This window comes from Streptomyces sp. NPDC003691, from assembly GCF_053981115.1.
Genome location: NZ_JBSFNQ010000022.1, coordinates 41,913 through 62,250, shown reverse-complemented (window position 1 = coordinate 62,250; position 20,338 = coordinate 41,913). Strand labels below are relative to the sequence as shown.

The window sequence follows — 20,338 nt, the reverse complement described above, 5'->3', positions numbered from 1 at the left end:
TGAGGAACGGTGGAACGTATGCGGGTGCTGGTGGTCGAGGACGAGGAGTTGCTCGCCGGGGCGATGGCCGAGGGCCTGCGCGACGAGGGGCTGGCCGTCGACGTCGTCCACGACGGGGAGGCCGCGCTGGAGAACCTGGCGGTGCACACCTACGACGTGATGGTGCTCGACCGGGACCTCCCGCTGGTCCACGGCGACGAGGTGCTCCGCCGTACGGTCGCCTCCGGCGCGGACGTACGGGTGCTGATGCTCACGGTCTCCACCACCGTCGCCGAACGCGTCGCCGGGCTCGGCCTGGGTGCCGACGACTATCTGACGAAGCCGTTCGCCTTCGCCGAACTCGTCGCCCGGATCCGGGCGCTCGGCCGCCGGTCCCGGCCCGCCGTACCGCCCGTACTGGAGCGCGCCGGGATCAGACTGGACCCCCATCTGCGCCAGACGACCCGGGACGGCCGGTACATCGCCCTGTCCCGCAAGGAGTTCGCCGTACTGGAGGAGCTGCTCCGGGCCGACGGGGCGCCGGTTTCGGCGGAGACGCTGCTGGAGCGCGCCTGGGACCAGAACGTGGACCCGTTCACCACCGTCGTCCGGGTCACCATGCGCTCCCTGCGGCGCAAGCTGGGCGACGGCCCGGTCATCGAGACGCTGACCGGCGTCGGTTACCGCATCCGGTGATCCTCCGCGCGCTCGGCGGCAGCCTGCGGGTCCGGCTGACCGCCGTCTTCGGTCTGATGTTCTTCGTCGCGGGCGCGGCGATCTTCGGCGGGGCGCTGATCCTGGTGGGGAACAGCATGCAGTACACCCTCTCCCTGCCGTTCCCCACGGTGGAGCAGACGGCGGCACCGCCGTCGGGGCGGCAGCCCGGGCCCGGCCCCACCGGCGGCGGATCCATCGGCGGGGCCGGGTTCCCGGACGGGGTGCTGTCGGGGGAATCGCCGTTGCCCGGGTACGAGCTGAGCGACGGACCGACGGGCGACGTCCTGGTGCCGCGTACGCAGACACCCACCGACGGGCCCGCGGACGGTGCCGCCCGGACCCCCGACGGCTTTGCCGCGAAGCCGGGCGTCACCATCGATCCGGCCTCCCGGGACCATGTCCTCGCCTCCATGCGGACCAATCTCATGGCCAAGGGCGGACTGACGGTACTCGGCGTGGGGGTGGTGGCCACCACGATGGGTTGGCTGGTCGCCGGACGGCTGCTGCGTCCGCTCAGCCGGATCACCTCGACCGCCGAACGGATCGCGGGCCGCACCCTGCACCAGCGCATCGGTCTCGACGAACCGCCCGGCGAGGTCAAACGGCTCGCCGACTCCTTCGACAGCATGCTGGACCGGCTGGACCAGGCGTTCGCCGGCCAGGACCGGTTCATCGCGAACGCCGCCCATGAGCTCAAGACCCCGCTGGCGGTGGGCCGCACCCTGGTCGAGGTGGCCGTCGCCCGGCGCAACGCGCCCCCGGAGGTGCGGCAGCTCGGGGAGAACCTGCTGGCCGTCAACGAGCGCCACGAGAAGCTGATCGACTCCCTGCTCACCCTGGCGCGGGCGGAGAGCGCGCCTGCCGAGAGCCATCCCGTCGACCTGGCCGCCGTCGCCGAGTCGGTGCTCACCCACACGGCCGCCGACGCGGGGCGCCACCGGCTCCGGGTGGAGCGGACCCTGTCGCCCGCGCCCGCGCTCGGTGATCCGGTGCTCCTCGAACAACTCGTCCGCAATCTCGTGGACAACGCGGTCAAGTACAACGTCCCGGACGGGGTGCTGACGGTGCGCACCGGGACCGGGCCGCCGGGCGCGTACATCGCGGTCGGCAATACCGGCGCCGTCATCGACGCCCATGAGATCCCGGTGCTGTTCGAGCCGTTCCGCCGGCTCACCGACCGGGTGGGGTCGGCGCGCGGCAGCGGCTTGGGGCTCTCCATCGTGCGGGCCGTGGCCCGTACCCATCACGGCGATGCCATCGCCGAACCCAGGGCCGGAGGCGGACTCACCGTGACCGCGACCCTGCCCCGGCCGCCGAAGCCGGTGACCGGTCCGTCGGCGGCAACTGGCCGACACCGGCGGTGAGCTGACGGCCGTCCGGCCGCCGCCGGAACCCCGGCGGCCGTCCGGCCGTGCGTCCGATTCCGGACGCGGAAGTGCTTTCGGATGGACCCCGGCATCACCCCGCATGGCCGGAGTGGCACATGGCACTTCGGGTGGACGTGGTGTTTCAATCCGTATGCGTACTTTGCGCACCTCGCCCGTACGCCCGCTCGTCCCTGCCGTCACTGCGGCAGGTTGAAAGCGGTCCGGACGAAGGAGTCCGGGCCGGCAGCGGGCCGGCGGGCGGCGAACCCGCTCAGGTGCGAGGGCGTACGTACGCACGACGAATCCGGCTTTCATCACGACCAGGCGACAGGTGTGTCCTGCCGTCTCCGCAGTAAGGGTTCTTCAAGTGAGCACGACAATGATTGCGCCCGAGCGCCGTTCCTACCGCCTCGGCCGGGCGCCGGGCGGGCTGCCCCTGCTGGGCAACGGCCTCCAGCTCTTCCGCTCCCCCCTCGACTTTCTGCCCGGACTGCGCCACGAGGGAGACCTCGTACGACTGAAGATCGGCACCAGTACGGCGTACATGGCCTGCACCCACGACGTCGTCCAGGAAGTGCTCCACAATCCCCGGACGTTCGACAAGGGCGGCGAGTTCATCGACACGATGAAGCTGCTGCTCGGCGACGGCGTCGGCACCTGTCCCGCCGCCTCGCACAAGCGGCAGCGGCGCTTCATCCAGCCCGCCTTCCAGCGCGACCGGCTCGACCACTACTGCCGGCTGATGCACGACGAGGTCACCGCCCTCTCCCGCTCCTGGCGCCCGGGCGGCGTCGTCGACGCCGGTACCGAGATGAGCCGGCTCACCACCCGGGTCACCGCCCGCATGATGTTCTCCGCCGATATCGCCTCCGACGCCGTCGCCGCCGTCCAGCGCAACTTCCCCGTCGTCTGGAAGGGCGTCTACCGGCGGATGGTCATCCCCTTCCCGCTGCTGCACGCCCTGCCGACCCCCGCCAACCTCCGGTTCACCAGGGCCCTTCGGCGCCTCGACACCGTCATCGAGCGGATGCTCACCACCTACCGCCGGGACGCCGCCGACCGCGACGACCTGCTGACGGTCCTGCTCAACGCCCGTGACGAGCACTCCGGACTCGGGCTGACCGACACCGAGATCCACGACGAGCTGATGACCGTGCTCGCGGCCGGAGTCGAAACCCCCGCGTCCGGCCTCACCTGGGCCTTCCATCTGCTGGCCGGGAACCCCGACGTCGAACGAACCCTGCTGGCCGAAGTCGATACGGTCCTCGGCGGCCGCCCGGCCCGCGCCGCCGACCTGCCCGCCCTTCCCTACACCCAGCGGGTCGTCGCCGAGGCGCTCCGCCTCTACCCGCCGGTCTGGTTCATCACTCGGCGGGCGGTCACCGACACCTTCCTGGCCGGACACCCCGTGCCCGCCGGATCCAGCATCGTTTTCAGCCCGTACGCCCTCCACCGCGACCCGGCGGTCTTCCGCGAGCCCGAACGCTTCGACCCGGACCGCTGGCTGCCCGAGAACGCCCGCGAACTGCCGCGCAACGCGACCATCACCTTCGGCGGCGGCAGCCGCAAGTGCCTCGGCGACGTCCTGGCCAACCACGAGGTCACCCTCGCCCTCGCCTCCCTCACGGCCGCCTGGCGGCTGCGCCCGCTGCCCGGCCACCGCATCCGCCCGGTGGCCAAGGCCGAACTGACCACCGGTCCGCTGCCCATGACGACGGAGGCCCGCGCATGACTCCCACCCTCGCCGCGACGGGCGGCCCCCGCCCGCTGCACCCCGCGTACGTCCCCTGCGCGGAGCACCCCGCCTGCCCCGCGGACATCCCGCACACCCCGCCCGCGGCCCACTCCTGCCGGTCCCCGCACCACACGCCCTGCGGACACCCCGCCGACCACGCCGCAACGGCCGCCCACCCGGACCCCGGCACCGACCCCACCCGGGTCGCCGACCCCGCCACCGGCGCCCTCCTCGACCTCTGGCCCGGCCCCGACCACCCCCTGCTGGCGCTCCAGCCCCATGTCTCCCCCTGGCTGGACCACCTCGAAGCCTCCGTCATGGGCTGGGCCGACGCCTACGACCTCCTCGACAGCCCGGCCGCCCGCGACCGGCTCGCCCGCAGCCATCTCGGCGCCCTGATCGCCCGCTCCTACCCGGCCATGGGGCTGCACCGGGCCGACGCCGTCGCGGGCTGGTTCACCTGGGCGTTCGTCATCGACGACTGCCACGACCGGCAGCCCGAGGGCCAGATCGACTACGACTCGTCCGCGTTCCGCATGCTCCGGCTGCTGACCCCCGACGCCACCCTGCCGTCGACCGCGGCCAGCCGGCTCGACGCGATACTGGCCCGGGTCTGGCACGACCTGGCCCGCGACCGGAGTGCGGCCTGGCGAATGCGTTTCACCCTCCATATGACCCACTTCCTGGCCGCGTTCAAATACGAGTCCCTCAACCGCCGCCACCACCACACCCCCGGACTGCTCGGCTACACCCAGCTGCGCCGCGCCTCCGGCGGGATCACCCCCTCGCTCGACCTGCTGGAGGTCGCGTCCGACCGGGAGATCCCCCCGCTGCTCCATGAAACCGACCAGTTCCAGACGATGTTCAAATGCGCCTCCGACGTCGTCGTCTGGGTCAACGACATCGTCTCCCTCCGCAAGGAGCTGGTCGCGGGCGAGACCACCAACGGGGTGCTCGTCCTCGCCCGGGAACGCGGCCGCGGCCTCCAGGACGCCATCGACGCCGTCTACGGCCGGGTCGGCGGCTGGGTCACCGAGTTTCGGCAGGCCCGCGAGGAGCTGAGAACGCTCTCCGGCCAGTGGCTGGGACTCACCCGCGGCGAGCGCCATGCCGTCGAGTCGTACGCCGACGGCATGGAGGCGTGGATGCGCGGCAATCTCGACTGGTCCTTCTCCTCCGACCGTTACCGCCGTGCCGACGGCGTACGGCTGACCAGCGACACCGACCTGGTACGCGGCGCCGGCCCCGGCCAGAGCCACGCCCCCGGCCGCCCGGAGGCGGAGACCGCACCCGCCCACGCCCGGCCGTACGCCGCCGCTGCCGACGACGGTCGCCAACGGCCGGGCCACACCTACGGCTACGGCCCCCTCCAGGGCGCGCCCTACGGCCACCCGGTCCGGCCCTGGTACGAACCGGCGCGCCGCGACCACGTCGAGGCGTCGTGACCCGCGCACACCACCCGCGCGCCGCGGGTTTCCCGAGGTGACGAAGGGCGGCGCCGGGCGCACACCGGCGCCCGGCGCCGCCCCCCGACGGCCGGGTCCCGACACGGCCCCGGCAAAGAGTGTCCAACCATGCCACCCGGGCAATCTCCATGACATACGATCCTGCCCCGTCACCCGGAAGGGAGCCGACTGTGACCCGTCTCGCGGTACCCGGCCCAGCAGGTGCGGAGCCGGGCCCGGCCCGATTACCCGTCCGGGAACCGGTGCCCCCCGCGGTCAGCGACGCCTGCCGCTACCTCTGCGCCGGTGTCCACACCGACGACCGCTTCCGCTCCGCCGTCATCGACGAACTCTCGGTCCACGAGGAGCGGTTCACCGCCCCGTCCTTCGGTATCGACGCGGCCCGCATCCTCGCCCACGCCGCCTACGCCCGCCGCCGCGAAGCGGGCTGGGCCCTCACGATCGTCGCCCTCTGGGTGCTGGCCGTCCCGCTGGCCGGCGCGTACTTCGTCATCCTGCTCGCCCCCGGAATCGTCCTCGCGCTGCTCGCCTGGGCCGACCCCGAGGTGGCCAAGGCGTCCGCGCTCGTCCGCGGCATGGTCACCCTGATCCGCTGGGCGGCCCGGCTGGCCCTCGCCTATGTCCTGGTCATGCTGGTGTGGAACGGCGTCGACGGGCTCTTCCGGGACGACGACGGCTTCGAACCGGCCGTCTCCGGACTGCCGGTTAGTGTCTCCCTGCCGTTCCTCTCCTTCGACGCGCGGCCCCCGGGCTACGCCCTGCTGGCCGTCTTCCTCTACATGCTCCTGGTGTTCCTCGTCGGACTGCGGCGCAGCCAGTCCGCGCAGGCCCTGACCGGGCCGCTGTCCGCCGCCGGGTTCCGCGATACGGAAGCCGACCCCGCGGAGCGCACCGCCTCGCCCCACACCCTGCGTCGGATGGAGGAGATCCGCTACGAGCAGCACGCCGGGCTCGTGATGTACCACTCCGACAACCCGTTCCGGGGCGCCGGCCGGGCGTTCCAGCCGTGGACGCTCTCCGTCGAGCTGCGCCCCCGTACCGGCGCCGTCCCGGAGGCCCTGGACAACCGGACCGTGCTCGACCGGGTCCGCCCGCTGGTCGACGCCCTCACCGTGCCCTCGCCCGACGATCCGTCGGAGACCGGTGACCTGGTCCGGGACCGGCTGCGGGAACTCCGTACGGACGAGGTCGTCTTCCTCCCGGCCGACGGCATCGACAGCCGGGAGGCCGCGCCGTACGACCCGGCGGAGACGGCCGAGCACCACGACGCCGCCGTCGAGGAGGGCGGCGAGGCCCGCCGGCACTTCCTCCGGATCCGGGTCGGCGGCTGGTACGAGGACGTCGTCGTGACCGTGTTCGTCCGGGTCCACACCCAGGGCGGCATGCTGGTCCTGGAGGTCGCCCCGCATGTGCTGATGCCCGTACGGAACGCCTTCCGCGAAGCGGAGCGCGACGCCCACCGCTACCTCGCGGGCGGACTGGTCGGCAAGGTCGCCTGGGCGGTGGCCCACACCCCCGCCAGCCTGGCGTCGTCCGTGCGTTCGGTCTACCGCGCCGGTGCCGCGGCCTGGGAGCGGGCCACCGGCGGTCACCGCCTGGCCCTCCCCGAGGGGCCGGCCGCCGCGGTCCGGGAGCTGGGCGCCCAGGGCGCCGGCTCGTTCTTCCAGCAGATGGACGTGCAGCGCTACCTCAAGAGCATCCAGGACCGGATCAGCGAGGGCGTCAAGGACGCGCTGCGGGAAGCGGGCTGGCAGACGGCCGAGTTCGAACAGAAGGTCGTCACCGTCAACGGCGGTGTGTACATCGACTCGGCGCACCACAGCGCCTTCGGCTTCGGAGCCAACAGCACCGCGAAGGTGCACAACTTCGACGAGGGGGAACGAGATGGCCGCGACGACAAGGACTGACGGCGGCGGGAGCCCGGAGCCGCCCGTGGGACCCGGTGCCTCCGTCCATATCGGTACGGTGTCCCACAGCGCGATGGCCTTCGGCGCCCACTCCACCGCGACCACCCACAACACCACCGCGGCCGCCGTGGACGACCCGGTCCAGCGGGAACTGCTGACGGCGGTCCGGGCCCTGCGGGCGGATCTGGAACGGCTGGTCGCCACCGCGGCGACGGAAGTCCTGGACGCCGAACTGGTCGCCGCCGAGGAGGAGATCACCGCCTCGGGCGCGGCGGGCCCGGCCCGGCTGGAGCGACTGCGGGCGTCCCTGGCCGCGGCCGGAGAATGGGCCGGGGTCCTGGGCTCCGGCGTCGCCGTGGCGGAGCTGGTCAGCGCGCTCCTCGGAGGCTGAGATGTCCGGTGGGACCTACTGGAACCCGGAGACACAGCGCTGGGAGGACGGCGGGGGACCGCCGTCGTACGACACCGGGGGAGGCCGCGGGAAAGGCCTCGGGGACGGCCGCCGGGGCGGGTCCGCCGGACGCGGCGGGCAACCGGGTCCCCCGCACCCCGCCGTACCGCCGCCCCCGCCCGTGCCGCCGTCCTTCCCGCCGCCGTCCGCCGCGCCCGGAGCGGGCGGCGACGGGGCCGCCGAGTCGGCCTCCGGACCGGGGACCCGCTCGGGACCGGGGACCGGATCCGGACCGGGCGCGGCCTCCGGACCGGACGGCGGCTCCGGACCGGGCGGCGGGGACACCACCGCCCACGGTCCCGCGGGGCCGGACACCGGCCCCGGGACCCGGACCGGGGAAGCCGCCGGCGACACCGTTTTCGACGGGCTGGAGGACCCGCCCCGGCGCCGCCGGCGTCCGCTCGGCACGGTCCTCGTCGCGTCCGTCCTGGCGGCCGCGGCCGTCGCGGCCGCGCTCTGGTTCACGGTCGGCCCCGGCGGGGACGGCGATACCGAACGGTCCGCCGCGCCCTCCGTCTCCGACAGCAGCGACAGCAGCGACGGCACGGACGGCAGCGACAACGGCGACGCCACGGACGGCACCGGGGAGGAATCCGCCGAACCCTCCGCGAGCGCCTCGCCCGAGGTCCCCGACGGGTACGAGGTCGTGACCGACGCCACCGGGTTCACCATCGCCGTACCGGTGGGCTGGTCCCGCACCAGCGAGGGCAGCAGCATCTTCTATCTCTCCCCGGACCGGCGCAGCCTGATCCAGTTCTTCGCGATCACCGAACCCGGCTACACCCCGGTCACGGCCGTCCGGGAGACGGACAAGGGCCTCGAAAAAGCCCTCACGGACTATCTGAGCCACGGTCACGGACCGGTGGACAGCGGCCCGGAGAATCCGTCCGGGGACGCCGCGGAACTGCTCTACCGCTACACCAGCGCTCTGGCGGGCGGCCCGCGCCAGTGCATCGAACGGGCCTTCACGGCCACCGACGGAAAGCTCGTGGCCCTGCTGGCCTGCGCGCCCGACGCACAGAGCCCGGCCCAGCGCACCCTGCTGGACAACGCTCTGGCCCATTTCACCCCCTGACGGGAGCGGGGGCCGTGTCGGACTGTCGGACCGTTCTCGTATGCTCCCGGCCATGAGCGGCGGAAACGGCGTCGACAGCGGCGCCGACAACGGCACAGGAACCGGCACGGGTACGGGCGGCACCGCAGGGGGCGGCAGCGGACCCCGGGCGGGGTCCCGCCCGGGCCCGGGCACGAGTACGGGTACGGGCACAGGTACCGGAACTGCGGGGCGGGAGCGCGTCGTCGACGGGCGGTTCGCCCTGGAGGCCCGGCTCGGCGGCGGCGGTATGGGCACGGTCTGGCGCGCCCGCGATCTGCTGCTCGACCGGGCGGTTGCGCTGAAGGAGGTACGCCCGCCGGACCCCGGGCTCGCCGAGTACGACCCGGCGGCCGCCCGTACGCTGCGGGCCCGGGTGCTGCGGGAGGCCCGGGCCCTGGCCCGGGTCGACCATCCGAACGTGGTCACCATCCACCATGTCGTCGACGGCGGCGGGGACACCTACCCCTGGCTGGTGATGGAGCTGGTCACCGGCGGCTCGCTGGCGGACCGGCTGGCCCGGGGCCCGATGGACCCCGCGGAGGCCGCCCGGCTCGGCCGTGAGGTGCTCGCCGCCCTCGGCGCCGCGCATGCCGCGGGCATCCAGCACCGCGATGTGAAACCGGCCAATGTCCTGCTGCGGCCCGATGGACGGCCGGTGCTCACGGACTTCGGGATCGCCGCGATCCGGGAGTCGACGGTCCTCACCGCGACCGGTTCCATCATCGGCACCCCCGACTACATGGCCCCCGAGCGGATCACCGGGGAGTCCGGCGGTCCCTCGTCCGACCTGTGGTCGCTGGCGATGATGCTGTACGTCGCCGTCGAGGGCCGCCATCCGCTGCGCCGCGCCACCACCCTCGCGACGCTCGCCGCCGTACTGAACGAGCAGGTGCCGCCGCCGCTCCGGGCCGGCCCGCTCACCGGCCCGCTGAACGCGGTCCTCGTCAAGGACCCGGCGATCCGGCCCGATCTGGGGACCCTGGACCGGATGCTCGCCGGAGCCGCCGGAGCCGCCGGAGCCGCCGGAGCCGCCGGAGCCGCCGGAGCCGCCGGAGCCGCCGGAGCCGCCGGAGCCGTGGCGGGCGCGGGGGACGCGATACCCGTCGGCGGGGCGGTCGCGGGGGAGTCCGCCCGGCCCGCCGGACCCGGTACTGCCGATACCGGGGCCGCCGACACCTCCTATCTGCTGGCCCCGCCCACCCCGCCGCCGGGCCGCCCGGCCCCCGGCCCGGGTCCGTCCGCCGAACCCGTGACGGTGCTCACCCCCACCGCCCCGGTGCCGCCCCCGTCCCGGCTGCGCGCCCGGCTCACGGTCGGCGCGGTGCTGCTGTCCGCTGCGGTGACGGCGGTGGTGTACTCCGGCGCACTGCCCGAATGGCGGACGTCGAACGAGCGGCCCGCCACGGTCGCGGAGCCCGGTGCCTCCGGGAAACCGGGCACCGCGTCACCCGCCCCCGGCACCGGAAAGGGCACGAAGCCGGGGTCCGGCGCCACCGCGGACACTCCGGCGGTGAAGAGCATGCTGACCGCCGACGGTATCCGTGCGGCTGTCGCCGCGCTGAAGGCGAAGACCGGCAGCGACCGGGTGTTCGGCCTCACCGTCTACTCGGAGTACGCCTTCTTCCGGAGCGCGGTGAAGGGCAGCAACACCCGTTACGAGTCCTACAGCTACGACCTGAAGAACGGGCTGCGCCCCGGCAATATCCGCGGCAACATCATCGGCGGCGACCGGCCCGTCGAGCTGAGCCGCTACAACTGGAACGCGGTACCGGCACTGCTGCGCACGGCCGACAAGGAGCTGAAGGTCGAGAACCCGAATATGCGCTATCTGGTGGTCAAACCGCCGAACGCGACATTCGGCACCCCGGCCGGGATGTCCGTCTACCTGATCAACGAGTACTCCGAGACGGGCTATCTGATCGCGGACACCAAGGGCAAGGTGCTCTCCAAGTACCAGCCCGCCGGGTGAGCCCGGCCCGCCGTCCGGCGGGCCGGACCCGTCACAGAAGCACCACGGCGAGATAGAGGAGCACCCCGCCCGCGGTCAGTACCGGTCCCAGCGGCATACCGTGGGCCTGCGGATCCGCCGCGGGCCGCAGCTCAGGATGGTGGCGCAGGGCGCGCACCTCCTCAGCGGCCCGCCGCGCCGCCGACGGCTGCTTCAGAAGCTGCTGGAGCCGGAGGAAGCCGGTCGGGTACAGCCGGATCTCCTCCTTGCCGGAGACGCCGATCCGGAGGCCGTCGTCCACATGGCGCACCCCGGTGAGCTGCTCCCAGGGCACATGCCGCACCCGCCAGGCGCCGGTCACCCAGACCCCGGTGCGCCCGGCCGACACCCGCCAGTTGAGCGCGGCCGCCACCAGCGTCAGCAGCGTCGGGAGGACCACGGCGCCCAGCACCAGCCGATAGGGCGAGGGGTTTCCGGTGAGCAGCTCCACGGTGCCCGCGACCGGTACCAGCAGCAGGAAGAGCGCTACCCCGCGCGAGGCCCGGTCGGCCGACCAGACCCGGGGCGCGGTCACCGGCACCATCCCGGCGGCCACCTCGTCCGGCGGGCGCAGCGCGTTCCGGTTGCGGCGCGGCCGGGGGTCGGACGGCGGGGCCGCGGCGGCCTCCCGGCCGACGGGAGACCCGGGGCCGACGGTGAAGAGCCCGTACTCACCCGGGGCGGCCAGGAACACCTCGCCGCCCGGGCGGGGCGTGCCGAAGAGCAGGGCTTCGCGCGGGAACCGGCGCCGGCCCGGCAACGGCCCCGGCACCCGGTCACCGGCGGCGGACCGGGCGGGCCGGAGGCGGACCGGGCGGAGTGTGAACAGTGCCTCCCCGCCGTCCGGCGCGTCCCCCGCATGCACCAGCAGAGCGCGCCCCGGGCCGGGCCGGACGAGGACCCCGAGCACGGGCTGCGGACTCCGGCCGCGCTCCCGGACGCGGCGCAGCGCGGCCAGGCCGTCGGCCAGGAACAGCAGGCCGGGTACCCCCGTCAGCAGGGCGACGATTTCCTGGTCGATCAGTTCGTACGGCTCCGATACCAGCCGGGTCCAGGAACCGTCATACACCACCTCGACCTCGGTTCCCACCGGGTAGTACTCGGGGAAGACCGTGTGCAGCGCATGGCGGCGGCCCGCGGGGTCCTCGGCCTCCAGGGCCGTGACGCCGTCCGGGTCGCCGGTCGCGCCCTTCACCTCGGCCGTCACCCGGGTCGCGCCCGCGGCCCGCCGCTCGTACTCGGCCACGATCCGCTGCGCGTCCGCGACGGCGTAGGCCGTGCCCGCCAGGAGCAGGACACCGATCCCCAGGGAGACCAGACCGCGGCGCGGATCGCGGGCGGCGGGCGGGGGCCGGTGGCGCGCGGGCCCGGCGGCTTCCCGGGCGGTCCGTCCGCGGCGGCGGCCGGCCACCAGCCGGGCCGTCAGCGAGACGGCGGCGAAGAGGGCGGCGAGCTGTGCCACCGGCCAAGTGCTCCACGGGTCACCACCGGCGGCCAGGACCGTACGGCCGGGGGCGGCGGCCTCGACGGCGGCTCCGCCGAGATATCCGGCCAGGACGGCCAGCGCGAGCGGGGGCCGGCGCCATATCCAGTACGGGCAGAGCAGGGCGAGCGCCCCGACGGCGAGCTCGTCCCAGACGGTGTCGCAGGGCGCGGCCGCCGTACACGGCACGTCCGGGGCCGCCGCGACCGACCACACCACGGCCACGACGACGGCGAGGGAGGCCCAGAGCGGATGCGTCCAGCCGCCCGGCCCCGCGGCCCGCCAGCGCCGCGCGTCCACCGACTGCCAGACGGCGGTGCCCTCGGGTATGTGCTCCGGCGGAAGGGGAACGGCAGCGCTCATCCAGGCATTATCGCGACTTTACGGGCGCGGCCCGTGGGCGGGGTCCGGCAGCGGCCCCCTGGGTACGGTGCGGGGGTATCCGCGCGGGTGTCCCCGGCGGCCGGTCCTTTCCGGCCAGCGGCGGGCCCCGGGGCTCCAGTGCCCGAGGGGTGCTTGGTGCGGAAGCGGAGGATGGGACGGGCCCTCGGCGGAGTTCGCCGCCCGTGCTCCGGCGGCCCGGGACCACGGGGGTCTCTGCCGTCGCATTCATAGGATTGTCGTGATCCGCAGATTCGATTCGGCGGGTAATTCCTCGAACGTCTGCTCAGGCATTTCCCGGTCCGGCCTTTCGGATAACGCCTGGCCGACTTCCCTCTTCAGGGCGGCGCTTTTCCCGCTCCACCATGGAGAGGTCCGGTTGCGGTGGAAACGCCACCGGTCGGACGGGGGAACGAAATGAAAATGCGAACAATGCTGGGCTCGGCCGTTCTCGTCCTGGGGACGATCCTGGCCGCCACTCCCGTTACTCCCGCCGGAGCCACGGACACCACGGCACGGGACGGCAGGCCCGCCGTCGAGCACCGCGGCGACGCCGTCGTGGAGCGCTCTTTCACGACCTGGGCGACGAATGTGAACGTCCGCCACAACAACGGCGACTTCGCCCGCTGCAACAACTCCCCATCCGTCGCCAACTGTCCGAACGTCCGCGGCCGGGTCAACCCCGGGGAGTCGTTCGAGGCATGGTGCCAGAAGCGGGGCAGCCAGACCGTCGGCGGCAACCCGTACTGGGTCTACATCATCCGCCCCAACTTCAGCGGCTGGATGGCCAGCTACTACGTCGACTATGCCGACCATGTGCTCCCGGACACGCCGTTCTGCTGATGGCGCGCGCCGTGCCGTCCTAAGGCGAGGCCCTCTCGGAATGCCCGTTCCGAGGGGGCCTTCCGCCGTTCCTCTTTCTCTCCGCTCTCCGCTCTCCGCAATTTTCCCGCCCCGCTTTCCGGATGGATTCAGCGGTGCCCCGGGACGGCACGGTTCACGGCCGGGAGGCCGCCGAGCCGCGCGCGGCTCGCTCTCCCGCCGCGGAACGTGCGGCGGCTTCCCCTCCCACCACGGGGCGGGAGGGGAAGGTCCGGATCCGCGGCCCGCGTCGGCCCGGCGCCCGGCGCGCGGATCGCGGGCCGTCGCTCCCGTCAGTACTCGGTGGCGACGCTCCAGACGGTGGCGGCACCGGTGGTGGAACAGGTCGCCACGGACCAGCCGGCGACCCTCCAGACCCCGTAGGCGTTGAAGAACGTGCCGTTGGTCCGTCTACAGGTCACCCGCACCCGGTACGCGGACACGGTGCCCAGATTGGTGCACGCGGTCCGGCCGGTGTAGCCGTCCACGTTCTCCGGAGTGCAGGAGATGAGCGGCCGTACGGTTACCGGCCCGGGAGCCGCCGCGGCGGCCGGGGCCCCCACGGCGGTCAGCCCGCCGAACGCGAGCGCGGCGACGGCGAGTGCGGAGACGGAGGTGCGTAAGGGCATGACTCTCCTTCAGTCTGGCGAATGCCGTTACTGGTACGGAGGCCGGGCCGGCCGCACGCGCGGCGCGCCCACCGCGGAGCCGCGGCGGGACAGCGGATGCCGAAACGTTTCTTCCGTTCCGTCGTGCCGAAACGGATGCCGGCTCGTCACCGGCGCGCGAACACGCGGGAGGTATGGCGGTGGCCGTCCCCCGAGCGGCCCTGAACCACGGGATGGAGCAAGTGTGCCGAGCGGGCCGGGGGCTGTCTCCCCAAGCGAAGGCAATGGTTCACCCCACTGACCGCCTCCGGGTTCCCCCTGCTCACCACCGCCGCCGCTCCCCCCAGTCACCCGCGCCCCGCGGAACCCGCCCGCCTGGTGGCGCTGGGGGCCGCCCGGGAGGGTAAGGGCTTTCTCCCCGCGGCCGGTCCCACCTGCCCCGGAACCTCGTTCCGCGGGCCGGGGGCCGCCGATACGATATGTCGCACCCGTCGCAGGTCAGAGTGGATACACCGGCCGTGCGCAACTACGCGGGTTCCGCTGTCCGTACCGAATTCGCCGTGCTCCGGGGTGTCCTTCGACCACCGGACCGGTATGAAGGGGGAGAGCCGCCATGTGGTCCTGGGTGTCCCATGACTCCGTCGCCAGGGCGGACCGGCCCGAGTGGTTCAGCGACATGATCAACCGGACGGTCGTGCCGCACCGGATGGAGCTGCTGGACCCGGCGACGTTCCATGCCCGGTCGGGGGTGCTGGAGCTGGGCCGGGTGTCCGTTGCCGTCCATGACTTCGGTGCCCAGCGGGCCTGGCGGACGCCGGAGCTGATCCGGCGGAGCGATCCGGAGCATTACTTCCTCGGGCTGCTCACCGGGGGCGGAATGCGGGTCGAGCAGGACCGGAAGGAGACCAGTGTGGTGGCGGGGGACGCGGTTCTCTTCGACACCTCGCATCCCTACACCGCCGGGACGACGTCGCCCGGCGGGAGCCGGGTGCTGCTGCTGGGCATTCCGAGGACCGCGGTCGACCTGCCCCCGGGGCGTCTCGACACCCGGCTCGCCCACGGGTTCGCCGCCCGCGAGGGCATCGGCGCGATCCTCCGCCGCTTCCTCGGCTCCTTGCAGGCGCATGCGGGAAAGTGCTCGCCCGGGGAGCTGGAGTCGCTGGAGCGCAGTACCGTGCATCTGGCCTCCGCGCTGCTCGCGCAGCAACTCGACACCTGGGACGCGCTGTCGGCGGACACCCGCGAGGAAGTGGTGCTCCGGCAGGTCCGCGCGTATATCGAGCACCATCTCGACGACCCCGGGCTCAGCCCCGAGACCGTGGCGGCCCGTCACCACATTTCCCTCAGGAGCCTCTACACCCTCTTCCGTACGGAGGAGGAGAGCGTTGCCGCGCTGATCCGGCGGCAGCGGCTGGAGCGCTGCCGGGCCGATCTGGCCTCGCCCCGGCGGCCGCAGCCCATCCATGTGATCGCCGCCCGCTGGGGTTTCACCAGCGATGCCGCCTTCAGCCGGACCTTCAAAGCGGCGTACGGCATCAGCCCCCGTGCCTACCGCCAGCAGGTCCGGCGGGCCGCGGCACAGCATCAGCAGCCCGGTGCCCCGGGCGAGGACGGACCGGCTCCCGGCGCCGGACTCCGGCGCGGTACGACTTGCCGGTATGGACAGCCCTTGCGGGAGAATCCCCCGGACACGCCCCTTTGATGGTAATCAGGGGGTAAAAGTGCAGGTCCCGGGCGTGAAGCCGCGGTGATAGCATGCCCGAATCCGCGATCATGAATCTCACAACTCGGGCCGAATGTCGCGTAGTTGACGCGGCAGCCAGGCGGCCGGGTTGCGGACCCTCTACGAGGTGCTTCCGTCAATGTGTTCCGGTCATGCGCCGGGAAAGGTTTGTCGTGAATCAAGACGCACTTACGTGGTGCTTGGTCGCGGTGGCGGCGATAGCCGTTGCCGCGGTCGTGTTGCTCGTCGGCCGCAACAGAGCCCTGGGAGTGAGGAAACGCGAGTCCGAGGCCGCCCTGGGGCAGCAGATACGGACGGCGGAGAGCCAACTGGCGGTAGCACAGGCCGAACTGCGCCGGCTCCACGACGAGCACGACACGACGGTCCGGGAGGCCGAGGAGGCTTCCGAGGACAGTACCAAGGCAGTGCTGAAGGGTGCGGCGCGTTTCCTCCAGTCCCTGGCGGCCGAGCAGATGGCGCTTCTTGAGGAGGTCCAGCGGAAGTACGGTGGCCATTCCGTGCTCGGCGATCTTCTCGAAGTGAACCACGCCAACGCCCAGATGGCCCGTAAGGCCCAGGGCATCGCCGTGATGTGCGGTGCGCCGATCGGCCGCCGCAGCCGGCCCGCGAGCGTCTACGACGTGGTCCGCAGCGCCCAGGGACAGATCCGCAACTTCCGGCGGGTCGAGATCATGCAGCAGACCGGCTTCGCGCTGAAGGCGTCGGCGGTGTCGCCGGTGGCCCTCGCGGTCGCCGAACTCCTCGACAACGCGGCGAGCTTCTCCCAGAGCGACGCGCCCATCGAGATCACCTTCCAGCACATCCAGAACAACCTCTGCATCGTCATCGACGACGCGGGCGTCAGCATGAACGACGAGGAGCGGCAGAAGGCGACCGCCCTGCTGTCCGGGGACGTCCGGCCCCGCCTGTCGCACCTGGGCAACCAGCCCAAGTTCGGTTTCCCCGTGATCGGCCTGCTGGCCCGGCAGTACGGGTTCAAGGTCGACGTCACCGGGATCTCCCGCTACGGCGGCGTCCGCGCCGTCGTCCTGCTCCCCGAGGAGCTGTGGACCATGGAGGAGACGCCGCCGGTGGCCGAGGCCCCGGTGATGGACATCCGGCAGGCCGAGGGGCGTTCGCAGAACAGCGGGCGCACCGTGCACGGTCTGCCCAAGCGCGGGGCCCGCAAGAAGCCGCTCGGCGAGGCGGGCAACCGCGACTCCGTCCGGCCCGCGCCCCGGAGCACCGACGAGGCCGCCCGGGCCACCGGCCGCAGTCTCGGCGCGTTCCAGCGCGGCACCATATCCGGCCGCAACCTCGAATCCCCGGCGTTTGAAGGGGCGGAAGACACATGACCTCTGATCTGTCGTGGATGCTGGAGGACATCGTTCGCAATGTGCCCAAGGCGCGGCACGCCGTCCTGCTGTCGGCCGACGGTCTGCCCCGCGGGGCGACGGAGGGCCTGCCCGCGAAGGACGTCCGCACCATCTCCGCGGCCATGGCGGGGATGCAGTCGCTCAGCCGGGCCATCGCCCATTTCGCCGGTGAGTCGGACGCCCGGCTGTGGAGCCAGACGATCATCGAGTTCTCCCACGGGTGGATCTTCCTGATCGGCGCGGGCCAGGGGGCCTATCTGGCCGCCGCCGCGGCGCCCGAGGTCGATATGCAGCAGATCTCCTTCCGGATGCACCGGCTCGTCGCCCGGCTCGGCGACAACCTCACCTCGCCGCCCCGGGTCGACGCAAGCCGGGCGGCCGCCGGTGACCAGGTCCGCGACCGGCAGTCGGAACCGTTGCCCGGCGGCTTCGCCCTCGCCGCGCTCGACGAGGCGGTCGCCGACGTACAGGGCGCCCGGCACGCCGTCCTGCTCGGCGCGGACGGACTGCCCCGCGGCGCGACCTCCGGTCTCGGCCGCGATCTGGCGGACACCATCTCCGCCGCGATGACCGGCATCAACGCCTACAGCCGGGTCACGGCGCCGTTCGCCGGTGATCTCCCGGACGCCGAGTGGCGCCAGACCGTCATCGAGTTCGAGCACGGGTGGATCTTCCTGATCGCCGCGGGCGACGGCACCTTCCTCGCCGCCGCCGCCGACCGGGACGCCGACATCGAGGAGTTCAGCACCCGGCTGCACGCCGTGGCCCCGAGGCTGAGCGCCGCTCCGGCACGGGCGGGGGGAGCCGATGCATGACGATCCGGAGCACGAGCTGGAACTGACCTCCTCGCTGGTACCCCTCTTCGTCGTTACCAACGGATGGGAACTGCCCCCGGACCACGAGTACGAACGCACCACCCTCGTCTGTGCCCGGCCCGGCACCGCGGCCGCGGCCCGGACCCTGTCGCCGGAAGCCCGCATGGTGATGGACCTGGTCGCCGAGGGCTTCCTCTCCGTCGCCGAGGTGGCGGGCCATACGCATCTGCCGCTGGGCATCGTGCGCATTCTGCTGGCGCAGCTGGAGGACGGCGGTCTCATCCTGGTGAGGCAGCCGGTCCCGAGCGCCGAACGTGTCGACAGAGAACTGCTCAGCGCCGTGCTCGATGGCCTGAAATCCCGATTCGGAGCGTGATACGTGTACCTGGATCCAGGCGTCTCCACCGCGGTGAAGATCCTTGTGGTGGGTCACTTCGGGGTCGGCAAGACCACCTGCATCGGCAGCATCTCCGAGATCGAGCCGCTCCAGACCGAGGAGGAGATCACCGAGGCCAGCGAGGGCTTCGACGATCTGTCGAGCACCCCCGACAAGACGACGACCACCGTCGCCATGGACTTCGGCCGGCTCACCCTCAGCGACCAGGTGGTGCTCTACCTCTTCGGCACCCCCGGGCAGGAGCGCTTCAAGGAGATGTGGGAGGAGCTGTCCCGGGGCGCCCTGGGCGCGCTCGTCCTCGTCGACCCGGAGCGGCTCTCCGAGTCCTTCCCGGTGCTGGACCTGGTCGAGAGCTTCGGGCTGGCCTACGCGATCGGCGTGAACCACTTCCAGGACCATCCCGCCTATCCGCTCGACGAGGTGCGTGAGGCTTTGAACCTCAGCGCGGAGACCCCCGTGGTCACCTGCGACGTACGGGACCAGCGCTCGTCCGCCCAGGCCCTCATCACTCTCGTGAACCACCTACTCTCACTTCTCGACTAGGAGACTCCCGCATGCAGCAGCTCCCCGACTCAGGGATACCCGCCGGCTGCCCCGCGCACGGCAACGTCTCGCTCTTCGGGCCCGCCTTCGGCTCCGACCCCGAGGGCCACTACGCCACCCTGCGCGCGTTCGGGCCCAGCGCCCCCGTCGACATCGCCCCGGGCGTCGAGGTCGAGCTGGTCACGAGCTACGACGCCGCGCTGTACATCCTGCAGAACCCCGCCACCTTCGTCCGGGACGCCCGGCGCTGGAACGCCCTGAAGGAAGGCCGGGTCCCGGAGGACAGCCCCGCCCTGCCGATGATGGGCTACCGCCCCAACGCCCTCTTCAGCGACGGCGCGGCCCACGCCCGGCTGCGGCAGGCGGTCACGGACAGCCTCGCCACCGTCAACGAACTGCACCTCGTCCGGCAGACCCAGCAGTCCGCCGAGTATCTGATCGGGCAGTTCGGCGCGGTGCCGCAGGGCCAGGCCGAGCTGATGGCCGACTACGCCCAGCCGCTGCCGCTGCTGGTCTTCAGCGATCTGTTCGGCTGCCCGCCCGAGATCGGCGACCGCGTCATCGCCGGTATCTCCGGAATCTTCGACGGCACCCCCAACGCCGACCAGGTGCTGGGCGGGGCGCTCGCCGAACTGATCGCCCTCAAGCGGCGCAACCCCGGCGAGGACCTCACCACCCGGCTGATGCAGCACTCCGCCAAGCTGACCGACGAGGAGGTGCTGCACCAGCTGGTGACCCTGCTCTCCGGCGGTACCGCCCCCCTGGCGGCGGCCATCGGCACCAGCAGCGCCCTCTACCTCTCCGAGGAGTGGCAGACCGGCCTCCCGGTCGAGGACGCGGTGTCGCAGGCGCTGTGGAACTATGCGCCGATCGCCAACTACGCGGTCCACTACCCCACCCAGGACGTCGAGCTGGGCGAGCGCGTGATCCGCGCCAACGATCCCCTCGTGATCTCCTTCGCCGCGGCCAACAACGACCCGCGGCTGACGGCCCACCGGGAGCAGCTCAGCGCCAAGGCCCATCTGTCGTTCGGTGCCGGACCGCACGCCTGCCCGGCGAAGGACCCGGCGTTCATGATGACGGTGGCCGCCGTGGAAACCCTGCTCAACCGGCTGCCCGACGTCGAGGTCCGCGTTCCGTTCAAGGACCTGAACTGGGCGCCGTCGCCGTGGAGCCGCACCCTGGTGAACCTCCCGGTCCGGTTCACCCCCCAGATCTCGGTGACCCAGTCCCCGCTCGCCGCCGCGGGTCCGTCCTCGCCGGTGCCGCCCGTCCCCCGGACCGCCCCCGTCCGGGAGGCCGCGCAGCGCTCCCACCAGAAGATGGGCCTTTTCAGCCGTTTCCTGGCTTGGACGAGGGGGGAGTGACGTAAGTAACGTCACGTAATCCCTCGATGGCGGATGGTTTAGGGATCTCACGGGTACTTATCGCGGCTGTATCTGCAGA

At 72.6% G+C, this 20,338-nt stretch carries 17 protein-coding genes; 15 read left to right on the top strand and 2 right to left on the bottom strand.

The genetic code is table 11. The features are described from left to right. The first annotated feature begins 18 nt into the window (after positions 1 to 18). The 8 genes from ACWDR0_RS13740 (at position 19) to ACWDR0_RS13705 (ending at position 10,687) form a co-directional block, all read left to right on the top strand. Positions 19 to 675, top strand: a complete 657-nt coding sequence (locus ACWDR0_RS13740) for a response regulator transcription factor (protein WP_456351879.1) — start codon at positions 19 to 21, stop codon at positions 673 to 675. After that, positions 672 to 2,060: a sensor histidine kinase gene (locus tag ACWDR0_RS13735; protein ID WP_456351853.1), complete on the top strand. Its 1,389-nt coding sequence runs from the start codon at positions 672 to 674 to the stop codon at positions 2,058 to 2,060. Before ACWDR0_RS13740 ends, ACWDR0_RS13735 begins: the two co-directional genes overlap by 4 nt. Positions 2,061 to 2,430: 370 nt before the next feature. Further along, positions 2,431 to 3,795: a cytochrome P450 gene (locus tag ACWDR0_RS13730; RefSeq protein WP_456351852.1), complete on the top strand. Its 1,365-nt coding sequence runs from the start codon at positions 2,431 to 2,433 to the stop codon at positions 3,793 to 3,795. Continuing rightward, positions 3,792 to 5,243 carry a terpene synthase family protein gene (locus tag ACWDR0_RS13725; RefSeq protein WP_456351851.1) on the top strand — a complete coding sequence of 484 codons (1,452 nt, stop codon included), beginning with the start codon at positions 3,792 to 3,794 and terminating at the stop codon, positions 5,241 to 5,243. The genes ACWDR0_RS13730 and ACWDR0_RS13725 overlap by 4 nt, the downstream gene beginning before the upstream one ends. 263 nt (positions 5,244 to 5,506) lie before the next feature. Further along, complete coding sequence (locus tag ACWDR0_RS13720) at positions 5,507 to 7,171, top strand: hypothetical protein (protein ID WP_456351850.1); 1,665 nt, start codon at positions 5,507 to 5,509, stop codon at positions 7,169 to 7,171. Between the two features lie 25 nt (positions 7,172 to 7,196). Continuing rightward, entirely contained in the window at positions 7,197 to 7,562 is a 366-nt protein-coding gene (locus ACWDR0_RS13715) for a hypothetical protein (RefSeq protein ID WP_456351849.1), read from the top strand. A gap of 1 nt (position 7,563) precedes the next feature. After that, the gene (locus ACWDR0_RS13710) at positions 7,564 to 8,697 is read left to right on the top strand and encodes a hypothetical protein (RefSeq protein WP_456351848.1); all 1,134 of its coding nucleotides are present in this window, start codon (positions 7,564 to 7,566) and stop codon (positions 8,695 to 8,697) included. A gap of 52 nt (positions 8,698 to 8,749) precedes the next feature. Next, positions 8,750 to 10,687: a serine/threonine-protein kinase gene (locus tag ACWDR0_RS13705; RefSeq protein WP_456351847.1), complete on the top strand. Its 1,938-nt coding sequence runs from the start codon at positions 8,750 to 8,752 to the stop codon at positions 10,685 to 10,687. A gap of 31 nt (positions 10,688 to 10,718) precedes the next feature. On the opposite strand, the gene ACWDR0_RS13700 is transcribed toward ACWDR0_RS13705, so the two are convergent. Continuing rightward, entirely contained in the window at positions 10,719 to 12,551 is a 1,833-nt protein-coding gene (locus tag ACWDR0_RS13700) for a hypothetical protein (RefSeq protein WP_456351846.1), read from the bottom strand. Between the two features lie 441 nt (positions 12,552 to 12,992). Between ACWDR0_RS13700 and ACWDR0_RS13695 the strand changes: the two genes are divergently transcribed. Next, positions 12,993 to 13,412 (top strand): hypothetical protein, encoded by a 420-nt coding sequence (locus ACWDR0_RS13695; RefSeq protein ID WP_456351845.1) that lies wholly within the window; start codon positions 12,993 to 12,995, stop codon positions 13,410 to 13,412. Positions 13,413 to 13,723: 311 nt separating this feature from the next. Here ACWDR0_RS13695 and ACWDR0_RS13690 read toward each other — a convergent pair whose 3' ends face one another. After that, positions 13,724 to 14,059: a hypothetical protein gene (locus ACWDR0_RS13690; protein WP_456351844.1), complete on the bottom strand. Its 336-nt coding sequence runs from the start codon at positions 14,057 to 14,059 to the stop codon at positions 13,724 to 13,726. A 592-nt stretch (positions 14,060 to 14,651) separates the two neighbouring features. Between ACWDR0_RS13690 and ACWDR0_RS13685 the strand changes: the two genes are divergently transcribed. From ACWDR0_RS13685 to ACWDR0_RS13660, 6 genes are all read left to right on the top strand, one after another. After that, the gene (locus ACWDR0_RS13685) at positions 14,652 to 15,740 is read left to right on the top strand and encodes an AraC-like ligand-binding domain-containing protein (protein ID WP_456351843.1); all 1,089 of its coding nucleotides are present in this window, start codon (positions 14,652 to 14,654) and stop codon (positions 15,738 to 15,740) included. Between the two features lie 173 nt (positions 15,741 to 15,913). After that, positions 15,914 to 17,116, top strand: coding sequence for an ATP-binding protein (locus ACWDR0_RS13680; protein WP_456351842.1), 1,203 nt, complete (start codon positions 15,914 to 15,916; stop codon positions 17,114 to 17,116). Next, the gene (locus tag ACWDR0_RS13675; RefSeq protein WP_456351841.1) at positions 17,113 to 17,952 is read left to right on the top strand and encodes a roadblock/LC7 domain-containing protein; all 840 of its coding nucleotides are present in this window, start codon (positions 17,113 to 17,115) and stop codon (positions 17,950 to 17,952) included. The genes ACWDR0_RS13680 and ACWDR0_RS13675 overlap by 4 nt, the downstream gene beginning before the upstream one ends. After that, the gene (locus tag ACWDR0_RS13670) at positions 17,945 to 18,328 is read left to right on the top strand and encodes a DUF742 domain-containing protein (protein WP_456351840.1); all 384 of its coding nucleotides are present in this window, start codon (positions 17,945 to 17,947) and stop codon (positions 18,326 to 18,328) included. Before ACWDR0_RS13675 ends, ACWDR0_RS13670 begins: the two co-directional genes overlap by 8 nt. Positions 18,329 to 18,331: 3 nt before the next feature. Then, positions 18,332 to 18,892: a GTP-binding protein gene (locus tag ACWDR0_RS13665; RefSeq protein ID WP_456351839.1), complete on the top strand. Its 561-nt coding sequence runs from the start codon at positions 18,332 to 18,334 to the stop codon at positions 18,890 to 18,892. An 11-nt stretch (positions 18,893 to 18,903) separates the two neighbouring features. After that, on the top strand, positions 18,904 to 20,259 hold the full coding sequence (locus tag ACWDR0_RS13660; RefSeq protein ID WP_456351838.1) for a cytochrome P450: 1,356 nt from the start codon (positions 18,904 to 18,906) through the stop codon (positions 20,257 to 20,259). Positions 20,260 to 20,338: the final 79 nt, after the last annotated feature.